Origin of the sequence: Burkholderia sp. KJ006 (assembly GCF_000262695.1) — a bacterium.
GTDB lineage: Bacteria > Pseudomonadota > Gammaproteobacteria > Burkholderiales > Burkholderiaceae > Burkholderia > Burkholderia vietnamiensis.
In genome coordinates this window covers 176,476-193,120 of sequence record NC_017920.1, presented here as the reverse complement: position 1 = coordinate 193,120, position 16,645 = coordinate 176,476, and the positions used below count along the sequence as shown (strand labels likewise).

The following is a 16,645-nucleotide window of genomic DNA, read 5'->3' as shown; positions in this document are numbered from 1 at the left end:
GCTGGCGCCCGTTTTTCCTTTTCGTTCAGGACGCCGCGACGCCGTCGACGGCATCCGTCAGCGCGAACAGCGTGCGCAGGTGACGCGCCACGCCGGCGTCGAAGTTGTTGCCGATCCGCGGAATGTGCGGCAAGCGCGCGATCAGGTCGGGATTCGCGTTGTTCATCATGAACGCGTGCCCGGCGGTTTCGAGCAGATCGATGTCGTTCATGTTGTCGCCGAACGCGATGCAGTGCCCGGCGTCGACGCCGAGCCGCTCGAGCACCGCCCGCAGCGCGCGGCCTTTCGAGACGTTGGCAGTCATCACTTCCAGGCAATCGGGCAGCGAGTAGGTGACGTACAGCGCGTCGCCGAACTGCACGCGCATCTGCTCGGCGACCACCGCGAGGTCGGCCGGCTCGCCGATGTAGAGCACCTTCGCGATATCCGTGCCGTCGTGCGCGGCCATGTCGATCACGTCGTAGCGGAAACCGGAGTCCTGATGGAATTCGAGCAGGTGCGGGGCCTCGCGGTCGATCAGCCAGCCGCGATCGGTAAACAGATTGACGATCACGCGCCCGTGCGCGCCGGCCACGGCGGGCTGCACGAGCTCGCGGACGATTGCCGGGGCGATGTCCTGCGCGTGGATCGCCGTGTCGTCCGGCGCATGCACGCGCGCCCCGTTCGACGTGATCAGGTATGGCCGGATCCCCAGCACGTCGCGGATGCCGGCGACGTCCGCATAATGCCGCCCGGTCGCGATCACGAACTGCAGGCCGTCGCGTTCGAGCCGGCGGATGGTCTCGATCGTGTACGGATCGAGTTGGTGATCGCTGTTCAGCAGGGTGCCGTCGAGATCGGTGGCGATGACTTTGTACATGGGAGGCGGTGAAGGACGCGCACGGCGGTGCGGAGCCGCCATTTTAACGTCGGGCCGGCCCGCGCGCCGGACGACCGGCGTCTGCCTCCGATCACCGGTGACTCGCCACGCGCGCCCCGCTATCCTGCGCCCGCGGCCGCAAGCGCCTTCAGCGCGAGCCGCAACGCGCCGTGCGCTGAATCGTCGAGCGGCGCCCGCAACCGCGCCGCGTGGCGCTCGGGCACGGCCGGCGCGAGCGCGTCGGCCAGCCCGCCGCACAGCGCGACCGGCAGCGCGTGCCGCGGGTCGAGCGCGTCGATCATCTTGCCGATTTCCTCGCCGGCCTGCGCGATGAGCGCGGCGGCATACGGATGGTCGCGATGCGCGAACACGATCGGCGCGAGCCGCGCGTAGATGGTCTGGTTCGCGTCGCACGACCACTGGACGAGCGCGTCGCGATCGTCCGCGCCCGTTGCGCCGAGCAGCGCCTCGGCAAACGCATCACGCGGCGCACGGCCATCGAGCGCCTGCTGCGCGTAAGCAAGCACACGCATGCCGAGCCACGCGCCGCTTGCCTCGTCGCCGGACGGAAAGCCGAAGCCGCCCGCGATGCGGCAATCGCCCGCCGCATCGAGCGCCGCCGCGATGCTGCCGGTGCCCAGCGCGACGATCAGCCCCGGCGCGCCGCCGTGCGCACCGACCAGCGTCGTGTATGCGTCGCTTTCGACCGCGAGCGCGTCGAGCGGCGCGTGCGCACGGAAAGCGGCCAGCCAGGCAGCGTTGTTGACGCCCGCCAGCCCGCAGCCAAGCGCGCATTGCGACCAGTTCAGCGCGAGTCCGGCTTGCGTGAACGCGTCGGCACAGGCCGTGCCGATCGACGCCCAGGCGCGCTCGATGCCGAGGCCGAGCCCCGACGGGCCGCCGCGCCCCTGTGCGAGCTCGCGCCCGTGGCGGTCGGCGAGCACCGCGCGGGTGCCGGTGCCGCCGCCGTCGATGCCGATTGCAAAAAGTAATGCCGTCATGCGTGGATCCTGCTGATTCGACCAGTCGCCAAGCTTAACCGCATCGGCCCCGCGCGCCCATCTGCCGTTCGGCCAGCTATGCCGCGCATGGGGCTTCCGCTATGCTGACGCGATCGAATCGACACTGGAACGAGGCCGACGATGTCGCAGCGGTGCAACTGGGTAAAGACGGAAGCGGACGCCCACTATCACGATACTGAATGGGGCGTGCCGTCGCATGACGATCGCCACCTGTTCGAGATGCTGATCCTGGAAGGCGCGCAGGCCGGGCTGTCGTGGTCGACGATCCTGAACAAACGCGCCGACTATCGGGAGGCGTTCGCCGATTTCGACGTCGACGCGGTCGCGCGCTTCACACCGCAACGCGTCGACGAGCTGCTCGCGAATCCCGGCATCGTGCGCAATCGCGCGAAGGTCCAATCAGCGGTGATCAATGCGCGGGCCGTGCAGCAGATTCGCGAGGAGCACGGGTCGCTGGCGAAGTTCCTGTGGTCGTTCGTCGGTGATACGCCGATCCAGAACGCGTGGCGGTCGTATCGCGACGCGCCCGCGTCGACCTCCGAGTCCGACGCGCTCAGCAAGGCGTTGAAGGCGTACGGCTGCAAGTTCGTCGGCTCGACGATCTGCTATGCGTTGATGCAGGCCACCGGGATGGTGAACGATCACGAACTCGGCTGCCCTTGCCATGCGCAATGTGCGGCGCTGGCCGGCAAGCGGCCGGCACGGCGCCGCAACGCGGGCTGACGGCGAGGCGGCGGGCAGCGGAGCTGGACGGGCCGACGACAGGCCCGCCACGAAGCGGGCTGGCCCGGCGGCACGACCGCGGCAGCGGCAGCGGCAGCGGCGCCGGCTGGGGGGATAGCCGCAGACCGCGCCTGTCGGCAGCGCCCCCGAAGCCTTTCCCGCCCGGAACAGCCAGCCAAAAAAGCAAAACGGCGGAGCGGCTTCTTTCGAAGCACGCTCCGCCGTTTCGCGGCGAACCGTCAGACGCTCTTAGTGGAGCTTCTTCGGCAGCATCTGGCTACGCAGACGCTTGTGCAGGCGCTTGACGGCTGCTGCCTTCTTGCGCTTGCGGACTGCGGTCGGCTTTTCGTAGGACTGGCGTTCGCGCAGTTCAGCGATCAGGCCATTTTTTTCGATAGCACGGCGAAAGCGGCGAATCGCCACTTCGAACGGCTCGTTTTCTTTCAGAAGAATCGTCGTCATGTCGTTCCTAAAGTGCTTAAACGGTCAAAAACGTAGCGGCCAAGCGCCACGCACCGGCCATCCGGGCGTCCCCACAACAGGCGAAACGAGCGGAAATACGGCCTCGGAGGCCGGAAATGAGAGGCGGAAAGCACCGCGAGTACGCTTCACAAGCCGCGTGCAGCGCCGCGTTTGACTGCCAGCAGGAATGCCGCAACGGCAAAGGCGTGACAGAAAATCTCAATTCAGCCCGCCATCATAGCAGGAAATCACAGACAAAACCATCCTTTTGTCGTTCGCGGGGTGCTGGAGCGCGTGAAGGCTGCCGAAATGCCGTCCCGAACGGCTGCCGCACGCGCCCACAAAATCGCTGCGACCCAAGCCAGGCTTGGGCTTCGCGCCCCCATCCCACTTCCGTCCCGAATTTCCTCGACGGAGTTTCTAAAGTTTTCGCCGGGTGCCGCCGTCAACCAGGAAAGGCGGGCAGCGCCACTCGCGATAAAGCGCGACGCCGAAAACGACCCCTGTCTGTACTCAGGCATTTTCCAAAACGAGGAAGCAAATGCTGAACATCAACACCAACATCCTTTCGCTGACGACGCAGACGAACCTGTCGGGCTCGCAAAGCGCACTGTCGCAAGCGATCAACCGCCTCTCGTCGGGCAAGCGCATCAACACCGCAGCTGACGACGCAGCAGGCCTGGCGATCGCAACGACGCAAACCGCAGCAATCAACGCGCTGACGCAGGGTGTTGCAAACGCGAACAACGGCATCTCGATGATCCAGACCGCCAACGGCGCGCTGCAATCGACGATCGACAACCTGCAACGTATCCGTACGCTGGCAGTGCAGTCGGGTGACGGCTCGCTGGATTCGGCCGCTCGTGCAAACCTGCAAGCTGAAGTCTCGACGCGTCTCGGCGAAATCGACCGTGTCGCATCGCAAACGACGTTCAACAGCCAGACCATCCTGGGCGGCACGGGCAGCGTCACGTTCCAGATCGGCGCAGCAGCGAACCAAGTCGTTACCGTCGACTTCGGCACGCAGAACTGGAACAGCACGGGCATGAGCGTGAACGCCCTGAGCGTCAGCACGCAATCGGGTGCGCAATCGGCGATCACGGCGATCGACGCGGCACTGAAGCAAGTCAACACGTTCCAAGCAACGCTGGGTGCGGCACAGAACACGTTCCAGGCTGCGATCTCGACGACGCAAACCCAGGCAACCAACATGAGCGCTGCTCGCGCGCAGATCACCGACGCGGACTTCGCGACGGAAACGGCGAACCTGAGCAAGGCGCAAGTGCTGCAGCAAGCAGGCATCTCGGTTCTGGCGCAAGCGAACTCGCTGCCGCAGCAAGTCCTGAAGCTCCTCGGTTAATAGAGAAGCACGCGCGGCGGGCCACATGCCCGCCCGCCTACGGGCACCGCGGCGTCGCCATCGGCACTCGATGCGACGCCGCCGCCCTGACCGGAATTCTCAAGGGAGGCACGCCTCCCTCTTTGCATTGAACCGCGGCGCCACCGCCGCATCGCGCTCGTTGATTGCGCGGACGACCGGAGTAACGGCATGGCCACCACCACCCCCGTCAGCAGCACCGACATCAGCACCCTCCTGTCGCAGGCCGGACAGTCGATCATCAGCGGCGCGACCAATTCGTCGCTCGACGTCAATACGCTCGTGACGACGCTGGTGAACGCGAAGACGGCCGGGCAATTGCAGACGCTGCAGACCCGGCAGACGAACGACAATACGCAACTGTCCGCGATCGGCCAGTTGAAGAGTGCGCTGTCGGCGCTGCAGAGCGCGCTTACCGGCCTCTCGGACGGCAGCACGCTCAGCGGCCTGGCGGCGACGGCGAGCGGCACCGGTATCGCGACGACGGTGACGAGCAGCAGCAGCGCGGTGGCCGGTTCGTATTCGGTCAACGTCACGCAACTCGCGACCGCCAACAAGCTGTCGTCGGCCGGCGTGACGTCCGCGGACACGATCTCGGCAGGCTCGCTGAGCATCACCTTCGGCAGCAATGCCGCGTTCAACGTCAACGTGGCGGCCGGCGCATCGCTGTCCGACATCGCGTCGTCGATCAATTCCGCATCCGGCAATGCCGGCGTTACCGCATCGGTCATCACCGGTTCGGACGGACAGCATCTCGTGATGCAGTCGAACGCCACCGGCGCGGCCAACACGATCTCGATCACGGGCACGGGCGTCAACTCGAAACTGACGTCGGGCTACACGACGGTCACCCCGGCGGCCGATGCGAAGCTGACGATCGACGGCACGCCGGTATCGAGCGCATCGAACACCGTCACGGGCGCGCTGACGGGCGTCTCGCTGGCGCTGTCGCAAGCCGCGGTCGGCACGACGCAAACCATCACGCTGTCGCAGGACACGGCCGCGGCGACGAATGCGATCACCAATTTCGCGAACGCGTACACCAGCTTCGTGACCACGGCGAAATCGCTGTCGTCCTACGACTCGACGGCGAAGAGCGCCGGCCCGCTGCTCGGCGATGCGATGCTGAACACGATCACGAACGCGCTCGCGACGACGCTCAGCAGCGGCGTCACGACCGGCGGCACGACGTATGCGCTCGGCAGCATCGGCATCAACGTGACGTCGACCGGCACGATGACGGTCGACACCGCCGCACTGACCACCGCACTCAAGTCGAACAGCTCGACGGTGGCGGCGATCTTCAACCAGACGAACGGCGTGGCGCAGGCGCTCAACTCGCAGATCAACTCGTACACGCAGACGTCCGGCCTGATCGACCAGCGCACCAGCGCGATCAACGCCGATCTGACGAACGTGCAGAGTCAGGCCACGCAACTGCAGACCTACTCGAACCAGCTGACCACGCAATACACCGCGCAGTTCACCGCGCTGAACTCGCTGATGGCGCAGATGGCGAACAACACGCGGTATCTGACTCAATTGTTCGGCGGCCAGAGTAGCGCCGGCGCGTTGGCCACCAACAAGTAAGCCACTACGAACCGGACCTGACCATGACGACCGACACCCTGTCCCGCGCCTTCGACCTGACCCGCGCCATGCAGTCGGCGGCCGACGCACGCGACTGGGTGCGCGTCGCGGCCCTCGTCGGCGAACGCTCGCCGCTGCTGATGAGCCTGTCCGGCGAGCAGACGCAGGATGCGCTGGACCGGGTGCGGCAAATCATGGCCATCGACGCGTCGATCACGGCGCACGCGCAGGCGGACCATCACCGTCTGACTGCGGAATTTGCGCAGTCGCAGGAACGCATCAAGGCCGCGAGCTTGTACCAGAAGACGGGCATGCTGTAACCGGCAGGCCGTCTGGTCTGTACTGATGTCGAACTAGAAGACGCCGCCAGTCGAGCGGACCGTAGTCGCCGTAACGTCGAGCCGCTTCAATGCGGCTTTTTTTTCGCCGGCACGCGGGGCGCGAGCGGGATCGCGCCGGTCATCCCGCTGCGCTCACTCGGCCGGCGCGCACAGCATTGGCTCGAACGTTGGTTCAAACATCGCGCCCAGCCGCGGCCCGCCCCGCTCGCGCGTCACGCGTCCGCGGGCGCCGTCTCGCCAGCCGCGTAGCTGGCCCACATGCCGTGCAGCGCGTCCTCCAGGTTGTGCGCAAAGCGCGATGCGTCGCACAGCGGCGACGCCAGCACGCGCTCGCGCAGCGTGGCGCGCAGCGTCGCCAGCCGGTCGCGGTCGCTCGCGAACGCGACTGCCTTCGCGAGGTACGCCGCCTCGTCGTCGGCGATCCATTCGCCCATGCCCGCCGCGTGCAACAGGCTCTCGCAGATGTGCGTGACGAACCGGCCGCCCTTCATGCCGAGCACCGGCACGCCCATCCACAGCGCTTCGGCGGTCGTCGTGCCGCCCGGATACGGGAACGGGCTCAACGCGATGTCGATGCGGTTGTACGCGGCGAAGTATTCCGCGCGCGGCGACCCGCCCTCGAGAATCAGCCGGTCCGCGCCGATGCCATGCCGCGCGAAGCGCTCGAGCGTCGCCCGGTTCACGTCGTCGGCACCGAGTTCATACGCCTTCAGCAGCAGGCGCGCGCCCGGCAGCGCGTGCAGGATCCGCGACCACAGCGCGACGACCCCGTCGCTGATCTTGACCAGCTTGCCGAAGCAGCCGAACGTGACGCCGCCATTGGTCGCCATCGGCAGCGGGCCGACCGCGACGTCGTACGCAGGCGGCGTGAAGCACAGGTAGCTGTCCGGCAGCCGCCACGGGCGCTCGGTGAAGTGATGCTCCTCGTCGGCGGGCAGCGTGTGCGCATCGCCGATGAAATAGTCGATCGCGCGGCAGCCGGTCGTCGCGAAGAAACCGAGCCAGCTCGCCTGCACCGGCGCGGGCTTGTGCGCGAAGATCGGCAGGCCGCTCCAATCGGTGTGACCGGCCATATCGATCAGGATGTCCATCCCGTCGTCGCGAATCAGTTGCGCGGCCTCTTCGCGGCCCAGGCCGACCACCTTCTTCCAGCTCGCGAAGTTCGGCTTGAGCCGCGCGGTCACGCCGTCCTCGCCGACGAAGGTCACATAGGCATGCGGCTCGATACGCGACCGGTCGATCCGCCCGAGCACGCTCTCCAGGAAAATCCCGACCGGATGCTGGCGCAGGTCGCCCGACACGAAGCCGACGCGCAGCGGCCGTGCATGCGCCTGCGCGACGCGCTTCGCGCGATCGTGCTCGAACGGATCCGCATCGCGCTCGAGATGTTCGCCGTAGCGGACCGCTTCGACGACCCACTCCTGCGGCTCGAACGCCGGCGAACTCGACATGTTGAACAGCATCCGCGAGTACGCGCGATGCAGGTCGTATCGGATCGCCGAGCGGTACGCGTCCAGCGCGCCGGTGAAATCGCCTCTCGCCCAGCGGATGTCGCCGAGCGTCATCTGCGTCTTGAGGGGATCGATGCCGAGCTCCCGAGCGATCTCGATGTGCTCCATCGCTTCGTCCAGCTTCTCGAGCCGCAACAGCACGGCGGCGAGGTTGTGATGCGCGTCGGCATCGTCGGGGTTCAGGTCGATCGCGTGTCGGTAGCTCAACTCCGCGGCGGCCAGCGCGTTGAGGTTGTGATACGCGAAGCCGAGGAAGTTGTACGCATCGGCCAGTTCGGGATCGAGCTCGATCGCGTGCCGGCACGCCTGCACTGCCTGCCCGTATTCGCCCTGCTGGTTGCGCAGGTCGCCGAGCCAGGCCCATGCCCGCGCACGCGCGGGATCGATCTCGATCGCCCGTTCGAGCAGCGCGACCGCCTTGTCGAATTCGCTCATGCGCTGCAGCAGTCTTGCCAGTACGCAGTGCGCGTCCGCGTCGCCCGGATCGAGCCCTTCGCGCGCATGGTCGACCGCACCCCGCAGATCGCCTGCCGCGCGCAGCGTCTCGCTCAGCCCTTGATGAGCAACGCGCAAACCCGGTTGCAGCGCGATGGCGCGGCGATAGGCATCCGCAGCCTCGTCGAATTTCTCCTGCGCGCGCAGTGCGTTGCCGAGGTTGCTGTACGCGTCGGCGTATTGCGGCTGGTGCGCGACCGCCTTGGCGTAGCTCGCCGCCGCCGCCTCGTGCTCGCCCAGATCCTGCAGCGCGTTGCCCAGATTGTTGTAGGCCTGCGCGTAGTCGGGGCGCAGCTCGATCGCGCGCGCGCAGCTCGCCATCGCCGCCGTCGGATCGCGCGCGTCGCGCAGCGCGTTGCCGAGGTTGTTGTGCGCTTCCGCATAATCCGGACGCAGCGCGACCGCGCGACGGTAGTGCGCGATCGCGTCGTCGAGCCGGCCGCTTTCGCGCAGCATGTTGCCCAGGTTGTTGAAGTACGACGCGTCCGGCCGCTCGACCAGCGATTGCTTCATCAGCGCGAGGCCCGCGTCGTACTGCTTCAGCTGACACGCCAGCAGCCCGAGGAAATGCAGCGCATCCGGCTGGCCCGGCTGGGCGGTGAGGATCGCGTCGTACAGCGTCTTCGCTTCCGCGAGACGCCCCGACTGGTGATGCGCCAGCGCGGATTGCAGCGTGTCGTGGATATCGTTCATGCTTCCTGTTCCGAGTTCGTATAGCGTTGCCACATGGCGAGGAACGCCGCTTCGAGATGCGTCGCGAACCGGCGCGCGTCGCACAGCGGCGATGCGAGCAGTTGCGCGCGCAGCCCGGCGCGCAGCGTCGCGAGCCGCTCGCGGTCGCGCACCGCCGCGATCGCCTTCGCGACGTAGGCGTCCTCGCCGTCCGCGATCCAGTCGCCCATGCCCGCCGCGTGCAGCAGGCTTTCGCAGATGTGCGTGACGAACCGGCTGCCCTTCATGCCGAGCACCGGCACGCCCATCCACATTGCTTCGGCGGTGGTCGTGCCGCCCGGGTACGGGAACGGGCTCAGCGCGACGTCGATGCGGTTATATGCGTTCAGGTATTCCGTGCGCGGCGAACCGGCCTCGAGGATCAGCCGGTCGGCGCCGATGCCATGCCGCGCGAAGCGCGCGACGGTCGCGTCGCGCACGCCCTCGCGGCCGAGCTCGTGCGCCTTGAGCAGCAGCCGCGCGTCCGGCACCGCGTGCAGGATGCGCGACCACGCGTGCACGACGTCGTCGCCGATCTTCACGAGCTGGCCGAAGCAGCCGAAGGTCGGATGGCCGTGCGCCGCCATCGGCAGCGGACCGACCTCGACCTCGTCGGCCGGCGGCGTGAAGCACAGGAAGCTGTCCGGCAGCCGCCACGGCGCTTCGACGAAGTGATGCGCGTCGGCGTCCGGCAGCGTGTAGCGGTCGCCGATGAAGTAGTCGATCGCGTCGCAGCCGGTCGTCGCGAAAAAGCCGAGCCAGCTCGCCTGCACCGGCGAGGGTTTCCAGCCGAATGCGGCCAGCCCGCTCGACTGCGTATGGCCCGCGAGGTCGACGAGGACGTCGATCCCGTCGTCATGAATCATTCGCGCGGCGGCCTCCGGCGGCAGCGCGGCGATCGAGCGCCAGCCGCTCGCGTGCGGCTTCAGTTTCGCGGTGATCGCGTCTTCCTCGTCCGTGGTCACGTACACGCGCAGGTCGATGCGCGTGCGGTCGAGGTGGGCGAGCACGCTCTCCAGGAAGATGCCGACCGGATGCAGGCGCAGATCGCCGGACACGAAGCCGACGCGCAGCGGCCGCCCCTGCGCGCGCGCGGCCCGCTCGCGCGGATCGTGCGCATAGCGCGTCGAACGCGCCGCCAGATGGCGGCCGTAGCGTAGCGCATCGGCCAGGTAATCGTCAGGGCTCACGCAAGCGGATGCCGCCGCGCTGAACAGCAAGCGGCTCAGCACCGTCGCCGCCACGTCGTCGGCGTCGTCGCGCACCAGCGCCAGCGCGTCGCGATACGCGTGGACCGCGGCATCGACGTTGCCCTGCGCGCGCAGGATGTCGCCGAGATTCACGTGCATCAGCACGGCGGGCGCGCCGGCCTGCAGCGCCTGCCGGCAATACACGAGCGCTTCGTCGAGCCGCTGCAGCTTCAGCAGCACGACGGACAGGTTGTGGCACGCGCCGGCGTTGGCGGGATTCAGCGTGACGGCGGTGCGATGGCACGCCAGCGCGTCGTCGAGCCGGTTCAGCCCGTGATACGCGTTGCCCGCGTGGTTGTGCGCCTCGCCCAGGTTCGGCGCGAGGCGGATCGCGTCCAGCGCATGGGTGAGCGCTTCCGCGCAGCGCAACTGCTTGTGACGCACGGCGCTCAGGTTCGCGTGGGCCATCGCCATCGACGCGTCCAGCTCGATCGCGCGTTCGTAGTGCGTAGCGGCGCCATCGAGGTCGCCCAGGTCCTGCAGCGCGTTGCCGAGATTGTTGTAGGCCTGCGCGTAATGGGCGCGCAGCTCGATCGCGCGCGCGCAGCTCGCCATCGCCGCCGTCGGATCGCCCGCGTCGCGCAACGCGTTGCCGAGGTTGTTGTGTGCTTCAGGGTAGTCGGGCCGCAGCGTCACCGCGCGCCGGTAGTGCGCGATCGCGTCGTCGAGCCGGCCGCTTTCGCGCAGCATGTTGCCCAGGTTGTTGAAGTACGACGCGTCCGGCCGCTCGACCAGCGACTGCTTCATCAGCGCGAGGCCCGCGTCGTACTGCTTCAGCTGACACGCCAGCAGCCCCAGGAAATGCAGCGCATCCGGCTGGCCCGGCTGGGCGGTGAGGATCGCGTCGTACAGCGTCTTCGCTTCGGCCAGACGGCCGGACTGATGGTGCGCGAGCGCGGTCTGCAATGCCTGTCCTGTTCCGTCCATCTCGTGTGTCCTGCTCAATAGGGATGAGTCGCATACGCAGTCGATCGGCGACCGTCAGATGTCCGATCGTGACGGGCGATGCCGCGATCCCTTCGCGACCTATCGCGACCTATCGCGACCTATCGCGACCTATCGCGACCTATCGCGGCCTATCGCGGCGACGATGCCGCGCGCCGCCAGGTCGGGTGAACGTCAGGTCGGCCGGCGCGCTGCTCGGCGCGACGTCCGCCGTGTTCCGCTTGCCGCCGACGCGGCATCGTCGGCGCACGTCACGCCGTGACCGACTTCACGCGGACTCGACCGGCGCGGCTTCGACGTGCTGCGCCCACATGCCGTGCAGCGCGTCCTCGAAGTGGCGCGCGAAGCGCGGCGCATCGCACAGCGGCGACGCGAGCAAGCGCGCACGCAACGTCGTGCGCAGCACCGCCAGCTCGGCGGGCTTGCCGACCCGCGCGACGGCCTGCGCAACATACGCGTCGTCGTCGTCCGCGATCCAGTCGGGCAGCCCTGCCGCATGCAGCAGGCTTTCGGTGATGTGCGACAGGAAGCGGTCACCGCGGCGGCACAGCACGGGCACGCCCATCCACAGCGCCTCGGCGGTCGTCGTGCCGCCCGGATACGGGAACGGGCTCAGCATCAGGTCGACGCGTCGATATGCGGCCAGATACTCGGCGCGCGGCGCGCGGCCTTCGAGGATCAGGCGCCGAGCGTCGATGCCGTGCGCCGCGAAGCGCGCGGCAAGCGCTTGCTGCTCTTGGGGATCATCGAGATGCTCCGCCTTAACGAACAGCTTCGCGCCCGCGACCGATTGCAGCACGCGCGACCAGACCGCGACGACGCGATCGGTGATCTTCGCGAGCTTGCCGAAATAGCCGAAGGTCGGATGGCCGTTCGCGAGCATCGGCAGCGCGCCGACATCGATCGGCTCGGCCGGCGGCGTGAAGCACAGGTAGCTGTCCGGCAGATGCCACGGCCGCTCGGTGAAATGCGCGGCCTCGGCAGGCGGCAGCACGTGGCGGTCGCCGATCACGTAATCGATCGCGCGCACGCCGGTGCTCGCGAAATAACCCGGCCAGCTGGCTTGCAGCGGCGCCGGCTTCCACGCGAACAGCGGCAGGCGGTTGTAGATCGTGTGACCGGCCGCGTCGAGCAGCACGTCGATGTGGTCCGCGCGGATCCGTGCGGCCGCCGCTTCGTCGCTCAGGCCGGCGATGCGGGTCCACGTCGAGAAAGCCGGCTTGATGCGGGCGGTCAGGTCGTCTTCGACGTCGCGCGTCGGGTACGCATGCATCTCGATCCGGTTCGGGTCGAGATGCTTGAGCATGCTCTCGATGAAATAGCCGACCGGGTGCGACTTCAGGTCGCCCGACACGATGCCGACCTTCAGCGGCCGACCGACCCGCGGCGACAGGTCGACGAGCCAGTCCGTCCACGGCTTCGCGTGCCGCGTGACGAGCTCGTCGTAGCGCGCGGCCTCGGCAAGATACGCGGCGTGGTCGAACGTTTCGCCGTAGTGGCTCGCGAACAGCAGGTTGCTGCGCGGTTCCGGCAGGTCGGGGCGCAGCGCGACCGCATGCTGGTATGCCTCGAGCGCGGCCGGAATCTCGTTCAGGTCGAACAGCGCGTTCGCAAGATTGTTGTAGGCCTGGCCGTTGTCGGGCTTCAACGCGAGGGCCTGGCAAAACGCATCGACGGCGCCGCGCGCGTTGCCTGCGAGCCGCAGCGCGTTGCCGAGGTTGTTGTACGCGTCGACGTAATCGGGCCGCAGTTCGATTGCGAGGCGGAAGCACTCGGCGGCGGCGGCGTGACGGTTGTCCGCCTGCATCACGTTGCCGAGGTTGTAGTAGTACATCGCGTCCGGCCTGATCTCGATCGCCGCCATGATCAGGTCGGATGCCTGCCGATAACGCCCGTACTGATGGCCGATCAGGCCGAGGAGGTGAAGCGCGTCCGCGTGCCGGGGATCGGTGTCGAGGATCTGCCGGTACAGCGTCTCGGCCTCTTCCAGCCGGTCGGCCTGATGGTGCGCCAGCGCCTGTTCGATCGTGGCGGCGGCGGGGGAGGTGGGCATCATGAGCTATGTCGTCCTGGTAGCCAATACGGGATTCGAATCGCGGCCGGCGACGCTGCGTCGGCGCACGCCTTCGCCCGCGGACGCACACACCGACGGTCTCCGACGTGTCCGAATTCTCCTCGCGCACGCCGCGTTCCAATTTGGCGAGCAGGTGCTGGAATTGGTCGCTATTCCCGCGACTGCAAGCCGCACCGGCGGGCGCCCCGAATTCGCGCCGGACACCCGCGAATCCATCGAAATGCGGGGTGAAACCACCCGCTAATCCGACATTCGATCCCGGCGGCGCTCGCTAGACTTGATCGCAGAAAGATGTCCGACCTGCGACGCTCGGACGGCTGTGCATTCCGATGCCGCCGCGCCGACGCGTGCTCGTCCGGTCACACCCTTTGTGCCTGGAGCCCTGTGTATGCACGAATCAGCGATCATCACCAACGCAGATGGCGATCAGCTCGCGGCGCGCCGCGAATTGTTCGACCTGATGCAGACCTACCCCGCGACGCGCGAGGAACTGGAACGGTCGCTCGGCCTGTTCGTGCGCGGCTCGCTCCTCGCACGCATTCTCGCGACCTTTGAGATTTATCAAAAAATCGTGCCGCTGCCCGGCGCGATCCTCGATCTCGGCACGTGGCGCGGGCAGACCGCCGTGCTGTGCGAGAACTTCCGCGCGATTCTCGAGCCGCTGAACTTCCAGCGCCGCATCCACGCATTCGATACGTTCACGGGCTACACGGGCTTCGCCGAGCACGACACGCGCGACCGCAAGCTGTTCTCCGACGGCACGTACTCGCTGTCCGGCGAGTACGCCGACCTGCTGCGCAAGCTGCTGAACCTGCACGAGCGCAGCAACGCGATGGGGCACGTGCATGACAAGCACCACGTGTGGGAAGGCGACTGCCGCGACACGCTGGCGGCGTTCGACGAAGCGCATCCCGGCGAGATGGTCGCGCTCGCATGGTTCGACCTGAACGTGATCGAGCCGACCCGGCATGCGTTCGACGCGGTGATGGAGCGGCTGGTGCCCGGCGGCGTCGTCGCGTTCTGGCAGCTCACCCGCGGCGGCCAGCTGCCCGCGGAAGGCGTCCATTACCTGCGCGACCTGCTCGGCAACCGTCCGCACCAGATCCACAAGGCGGCGGCATATCCGTCGCTCTGCTACCTGTCATTCCCCGAAGGTGGGGGCACACGCAAATGAAAATCGCAATCCTTGGCAACGGCATTCTCGGCCTGATGACGGCCCGCGCATGGCAGCAGGCCGACCCGGGCGTCGAGCTCGTGATCGTCGGCCACGCGCATCGGCCAGGCTCGGCCACGCGCGCTGCGGCGGCCATGCTCAATTCGTTCACCGAGCTGGAAGGCGATTCGCTCGGCACGCCGATCGACCGCTTCAAGTTCGAGCTGAGCCGCGGCGCGACGGCGGCCTGGCCCGCCGTATTCGCCGAAATCTGCACGCCGGAGCGCGCGGTCGCGCACGGCTTCGGCACCTTCGTGCTGAACAACGCGGCGACCGACGCGCTCGACGACGAGAACTTCGCGGCCATGCAGCGGTTCTGCCGCGAATTCGAGGAGCCCTGCGAGGCGGTCGATCCGTCAGGCATCCAGAACTATCATCCGGACCCGCGCTATCGTGCGCTGAAGGCGGTCTTCCTGAAGCGCGAAGGCTGGGTCAATCCGAAACAGTTTCTCGACGCGCTGACCGCGTCGGTCGCGCAAGCCGGCAACGTGCGCTTCATCGACGCCGAGGTCGAGCGGCTCGACACCGCGGCCGGACGCGTCACCGCGGCGCATATGTCCGATGGCAGCGTGCTCGGCGCGGACCGCTTCATCCTCTGCAACGGCGCCAACGTGACGCGCGTGCTGCAGGCGAGCCTGCCCGAGCTGCCGGTGCAGCGGATGTTCTACGGCATCGGCATGTCGGTCGAACTGCAGAGCGCGGAGAACGTGCACACGCACTGCGTGCGCACGACCAACCGCGGCCTCGCGTGCGGTGTGTATTCGGCGCCGCACGGGCCTGACCGGACCCTCGTCGGCGCCAGCAACTACATCAGTCCGGTGCCGCACGAGCACGGCCACGCCGGCAGCGCGTACACGCTGCTCAAGTCCGCGATGGACCAGATCAACACCCGCTTCTCGCGCGCGAACCTGGTCAACGTCAACGTCGGCTGGCGACCGACGACGTCCGACCTGTATCCGCTGTTCGGCGAAACCAGCGTGCGCGGACTGTGGATTCTCGGCGGCACCAAGCGCGACGGCTTCCACCTGTCGCCGGTGCTGTGCCGCGATCTCGTCGCGGCGATGCGCGGCGAGCCGGTCGATCCGCGCTACGCGGAACTCGCGCCCGAACGCCCGCTGATCCGCAACATGACGCGCGAGGCCGCGATCGCGAAGACGGTACGCCATCAGATCAATGCCGCGTACCAGCACGACTTCGTGCCGGCGCGCAACCGCATGGTCGAACAGCTTCAGAACGCGATGCGCGCGGACCTGGAGGCGCTGCACGACAAGCTGGGCGCAACGGACTGGGGCATTCCGCCCGAGCTCGTCGACATGTACCGGTACGGCCACATTCCGGCATGAGCGGCGCGACCATGAACCGCGACGCGAAGCGGGTGGCGATCGTCCAGTCCAACTACATTCCGTGGAAGGGCTACTTCGACCTGATCGCCGCCAGCGACGAGTTCATCCTCTACGATGACGCGCAGTACACGCGCCGCGACTGGCGCAACCGCAACCAGATCAAGACGCCGCAGGGCGTGCAATGGCTGAGCGTGCCGGTGAAGGTGAAGGGCAAGTATCACCAATCGATCCGCGAAACCGAGATCGACGGCGCCGACTGGGCGCCGCTGCACTGGAAGGCCCTGCAGCAGAACTACGCGCGCGCGCCGCACTTCGCGCGCTATGCGGACGAGCTCGAAGCGCTCTACACCGGTCGCACCTACGGGATGCTGAGCGAGCTGAATGTCGCGATGCTGACGTGGGTCCTCCGGCAACTGGAGATCGGCACGCGCGTGTCGTCGACGTCGGACTATGCGCTGCACGGCGACCGCACCGAGAAGCTGCTGAACCTGTGCGTGCAGGCGGGCGCGACCGAGTACCTGTCCGGCCCGGCCGCGCGCAGCTACCTCGACGAGAACCTGTTCGCCGATGCCGGCGTCGCGGTGCGCTGGTTCGACTATCCGACCTACCCCAAGTATCCGCAGCAGTGGGGCGACTTCGTCCACGGCGTGACGGTGCTAGACGTGCTGTTCAACTGCGGTCCCGAAGCGCGCCGGTACGCGCTGACCTCGAAAGACTGAAGCGATGTC

General features: G+C 67.6%; 14 protein-coding genes. 8 read left to right on the top strand and 6 right to left on the bottom strand.

Annotated features, from left to right (window positions below; all coding sequences use genetic code 11):
• Positions 1-25: 25 nt before the first annotated feature.
• On the bottom strand, positions 26-859 hold the full coding sequence (locus MYA_RS00810) for a Cof-type HAD-IIB family hydrolase (protein WP_014722227.1): 834 nt from the start codon (positions 857-859) through the stop codon (positions 26-28).
• 119 nt (positions 860-978) lie between these two features.
• Complete coding sequence (locus MYA_RS00805) at positions 979-1,860, bottom strand: BadF/BadG/BcrA/BcrD ATPase family protein (protein ID WP_014722226.1); 882 nt, start codon at positions 1,858-1,860, stop codon at positions 979-981.
• 141 nt (positions 1,861-2,001) lie between these two features.
• On the opposite strand from MYA_RS00805, the gene MYA_RS00800 reads away from it, so the two are divergent.
• On the top strand, positions 2,002-2,604 hold the full coding sequence (locus MYA_RS00800) for a DNA-3-methyladenine glycosylase I (RefSeq protein WP_014722225.1): 603 nt from the start codon (positions 2,002-2,004) through the stop codon (positions 2,602-2,604).
• 249 nt (positions 2,605-2,853) lie between these two features.
• Here MYA_RS00800 and rpsU read toward each other — a convergent pair whose 3' ends face one another.
• Positions 2,854-3,066, bottom strand: coding sequence for a 30S ribosomal protein S21 (gene rpsU / locus MYA_RS00795; RefSeq protein WP_006401410.1), 213 nt, complete (start codon positions 3,064-3,066; stop codon positions 2,854-2,856).
• A gap of 541 nt (positions 3,067-3,607) precedes the next feature.
• Between rpsU and MYA_RS00790 the strand changes: the two genes are divergently transcribed.
• The 3 genes from MYA_RS00790 (at position 3,608) to MYA_RS00780 (ending at position 6,354) form a co-directional block, all read left to right on the top strand.
• Positions 3,608-4,426: a flagellin domain-containing protein gene (locus MYA_RS00790; protein ID WP_014722224.1), complete on the top strand. Its 819-nt coding sequence runs from the start codon at positions 3,608-3,610 to the stop codon at positions 4,424-4,426.
• A 189-nt stretch (positions 4,427-4,615) separates the two neighbouring features.
• Positions 4,616-6,034, top strand: a complete 1,419-nt coding sequence (fliD, locus tag MYA_RS00785; RefSeq protein WP_014722223.1) for a flagellar filament capping protein FliD — start codon at positions 4,616-4,618, stop codon at positions 6,032-6,034.
• A gap of 23 nt (positions 6,035-6,057) precedes the next feature.
• Positions 6,058-6,354 (top strand): flagellar protein FliT, encoded by a 297-nt coding sequence (locus MYA_RS00780; RefSeq protein ID WP_014722222.1) that lies wholly within the window; start codon positions 6,058-6,060, stop codon positions 6,352-6,354.
• 233 nt (positions 6,355-6,587) lie between these two features.
• Here the strand turns inward: MYA_RS00780 and MYA_RS00775 are convergent, their stop codons facing one another.
• The 3 genes from MYA_RS00775 to MYA_RS00765 form a co-directional block, all read right to left on the bottom strand.
• Complete coding sequence (locus MYA_RS00775) at positions 6,588-9,074, bottom strand: tetratricopeptide repeat protein (protein WP_014722221.1); 2,487 nt, start codon at positions 9,072-9,074, stop codon at positions 6,588-6,590.
• Positions 9,071-11,269 (bottom strand): tetratricopeptide repeat protein, encoded by a 2,199-nt coding sequence (locus MYA_RS00770; RefSeq protein WP_041493728.1) that lies wholly within the window; start codon positions 11,267-11,269, stop codon positions 9,071-9,073. Before MYA_RS00770 ends, MYA_RS00775 begins: the two co-directional genes overlap by 4 nt.
• Before the next feature lie 286 nt (positions 11,270-11,555).
• On the bottom strand, positions 11,556-13,343 hold the full coding sequence (locus MYA_RS00765) for an O-linked N-acetylglucosamine transferase, SPINDLY family protein (RefSeq protein ID WP_041493727.1): 1,788 nt from the start codon (positions 13,341-13,343) through the stop codon (positions 11,556-11,558).
• Here MYA_RS00765 and MYA_RS00760 point away from each other — a divergent pair.
• The 4 genes from MYA_RS00760 (at position 13,342) to MYA_RS00745 (ending at position 16,636) form a co-directional block, all read left to right on the top strand.
• A complete protein-coding gene (locus MYA_RS00760) occupies positions 13,342-13,605 on the top strand; it encodes a hypothetical protein (RefSeq protein WP_041493726.1) in 264 nt (87 codons plus the stop codon). The genes MYA_RS00765 and MYA_RS00760 overlap by 2 nt on opposite strands.
• Positions 13,606-13,749: 144 nt before the next feature.
• A complete protein-coding gene (locus MYA_RS00755; RefSeq protein ID WP_014722216.1) occupies positions 13,750-14,535 on the top strand; it encodes a class I SAM-dependent methyltransferase in 786 nt (261 codons plus the stop codon).
• A complete protein-coding gene (locus tag MYA_RS00750) occupies positions 14,532-15,917 on the top strand; it encodes an NAD(P)/FAD-dependent oxidoreductase (RefSeq protein WP_014722215.1) in 1,386 nt (461 codons plus the stop codon). Before MYA_RS00755 ends, MYA_RS00750 begins: the two co-directional genes overlap by 4 nt.
• Positions 15,914-16,636 (top strand): WbqC family protein, encoded by a 723-nt coding sequence (locus MYA_RS00745; RefSeq protein WP_014722214.1) that lies wholly within the window; start codon positions 15,914-15,916, stop codon positions 16,634-16,636. The genes MYA_RS00750 and MYA_RS00745 overlap by 4 nt, the downstream gene beginning before the upstream one ends.
• The last annotated feature ends 9 nt before the right edge of the window (positions 16,637-16,645 follow it).

Coding starts and splice junctions, on each gene's coding strand:
- MYA_RS00810 (WP_014722227.1), bottom strand. CDS start 859: ATGTACAAAGTCATCGCCACCGATCTCGACGGCACCCTGCTGAACAGC.
- MYA_RS00805 (WP_014722226.1), bottom strand. CDS start 1,860: ATGACGGCATTACTTTTTGCAATCGGCATCGACGGCGGCGGCACCGGC.
- MYA_RS00800 (WP_014722225.1), top strand. CDS start 2,002: ATGTCGCAGCGGTGCAACTGGGTAAAGACGGAAGCGGACGCCCACTAT.
- rpsU (WP_006401410.1), bottom strand. CDS start 3,066: ATGACGACGATTCTTCTGAAAGAAAACGAGCCGTTCGAAGTGGCGATT.
- MYA_RS00790 (WP_014722224.1), top strand. CDS start 3,608: ATGCTGAACATCAACACCAACATCCTTTCGCTGACGACGCAGACGAAC.
- fliD (WP_014722223.1), top strand. CDS start 4,616: ATGGCCACCACCACCCCCGTCAGCAGCACCGACATCAGCACCCTCCTG.
- MYA_RS00780 (WP_014722222.1), top strand. CDS start 6,058: ATGACGACCGACACCCTGTCCCGCGCCTTCGACCTGACCCGCGCCATG.
- MYA_RS00775 (WP_014722221.1), bottom strand. CDS start 9,074: ATGAACGATATCCACGACACGCTGCAATCCGCGCTGGCGCATCACCAG.
- MYA_RS00770 (WP_041493728.1), bottom strand. CDS start 11,269: ATGGACGGAACAGGACAGGCATTGCAGACCGCGCTCGCGCACCATCAG.
- MYA_RS00760 (WP_041493726.1), top strand. CDS start 13,342: ATGAGCTATGTCGTCCTGGTAGCCAATACGGGATTCGAATCGCGGCCG.
- MYA_RS00765 (WP_041493727.1), bottom strand. CDS start 13,343: ATGATGCCCACCTCCCCCGCCGCCGCCACGATCGAACAGGCGCTGGCG.
- MYA_RS00755 (WP_014722216.1), top strand. CDS start 13,750: ATGCACGAATCAGCGATCATCACCAACGCAGATGGCGATCAGCTCGCG.
- MYA_RS00750 (WP_014722215.1), top strand. CDS start 14,532: ATGAAAATCGCAATCCTTGGCAACGGCATTCTCGGCCTGATGACGGCC.
- MYA_RS00745 (WP_014722214.1), top strand. CDS start 15,914: ATGAGCGGCGCGACCATGAACCGCGACGCGAAGCGGGTGGCGATCGTC.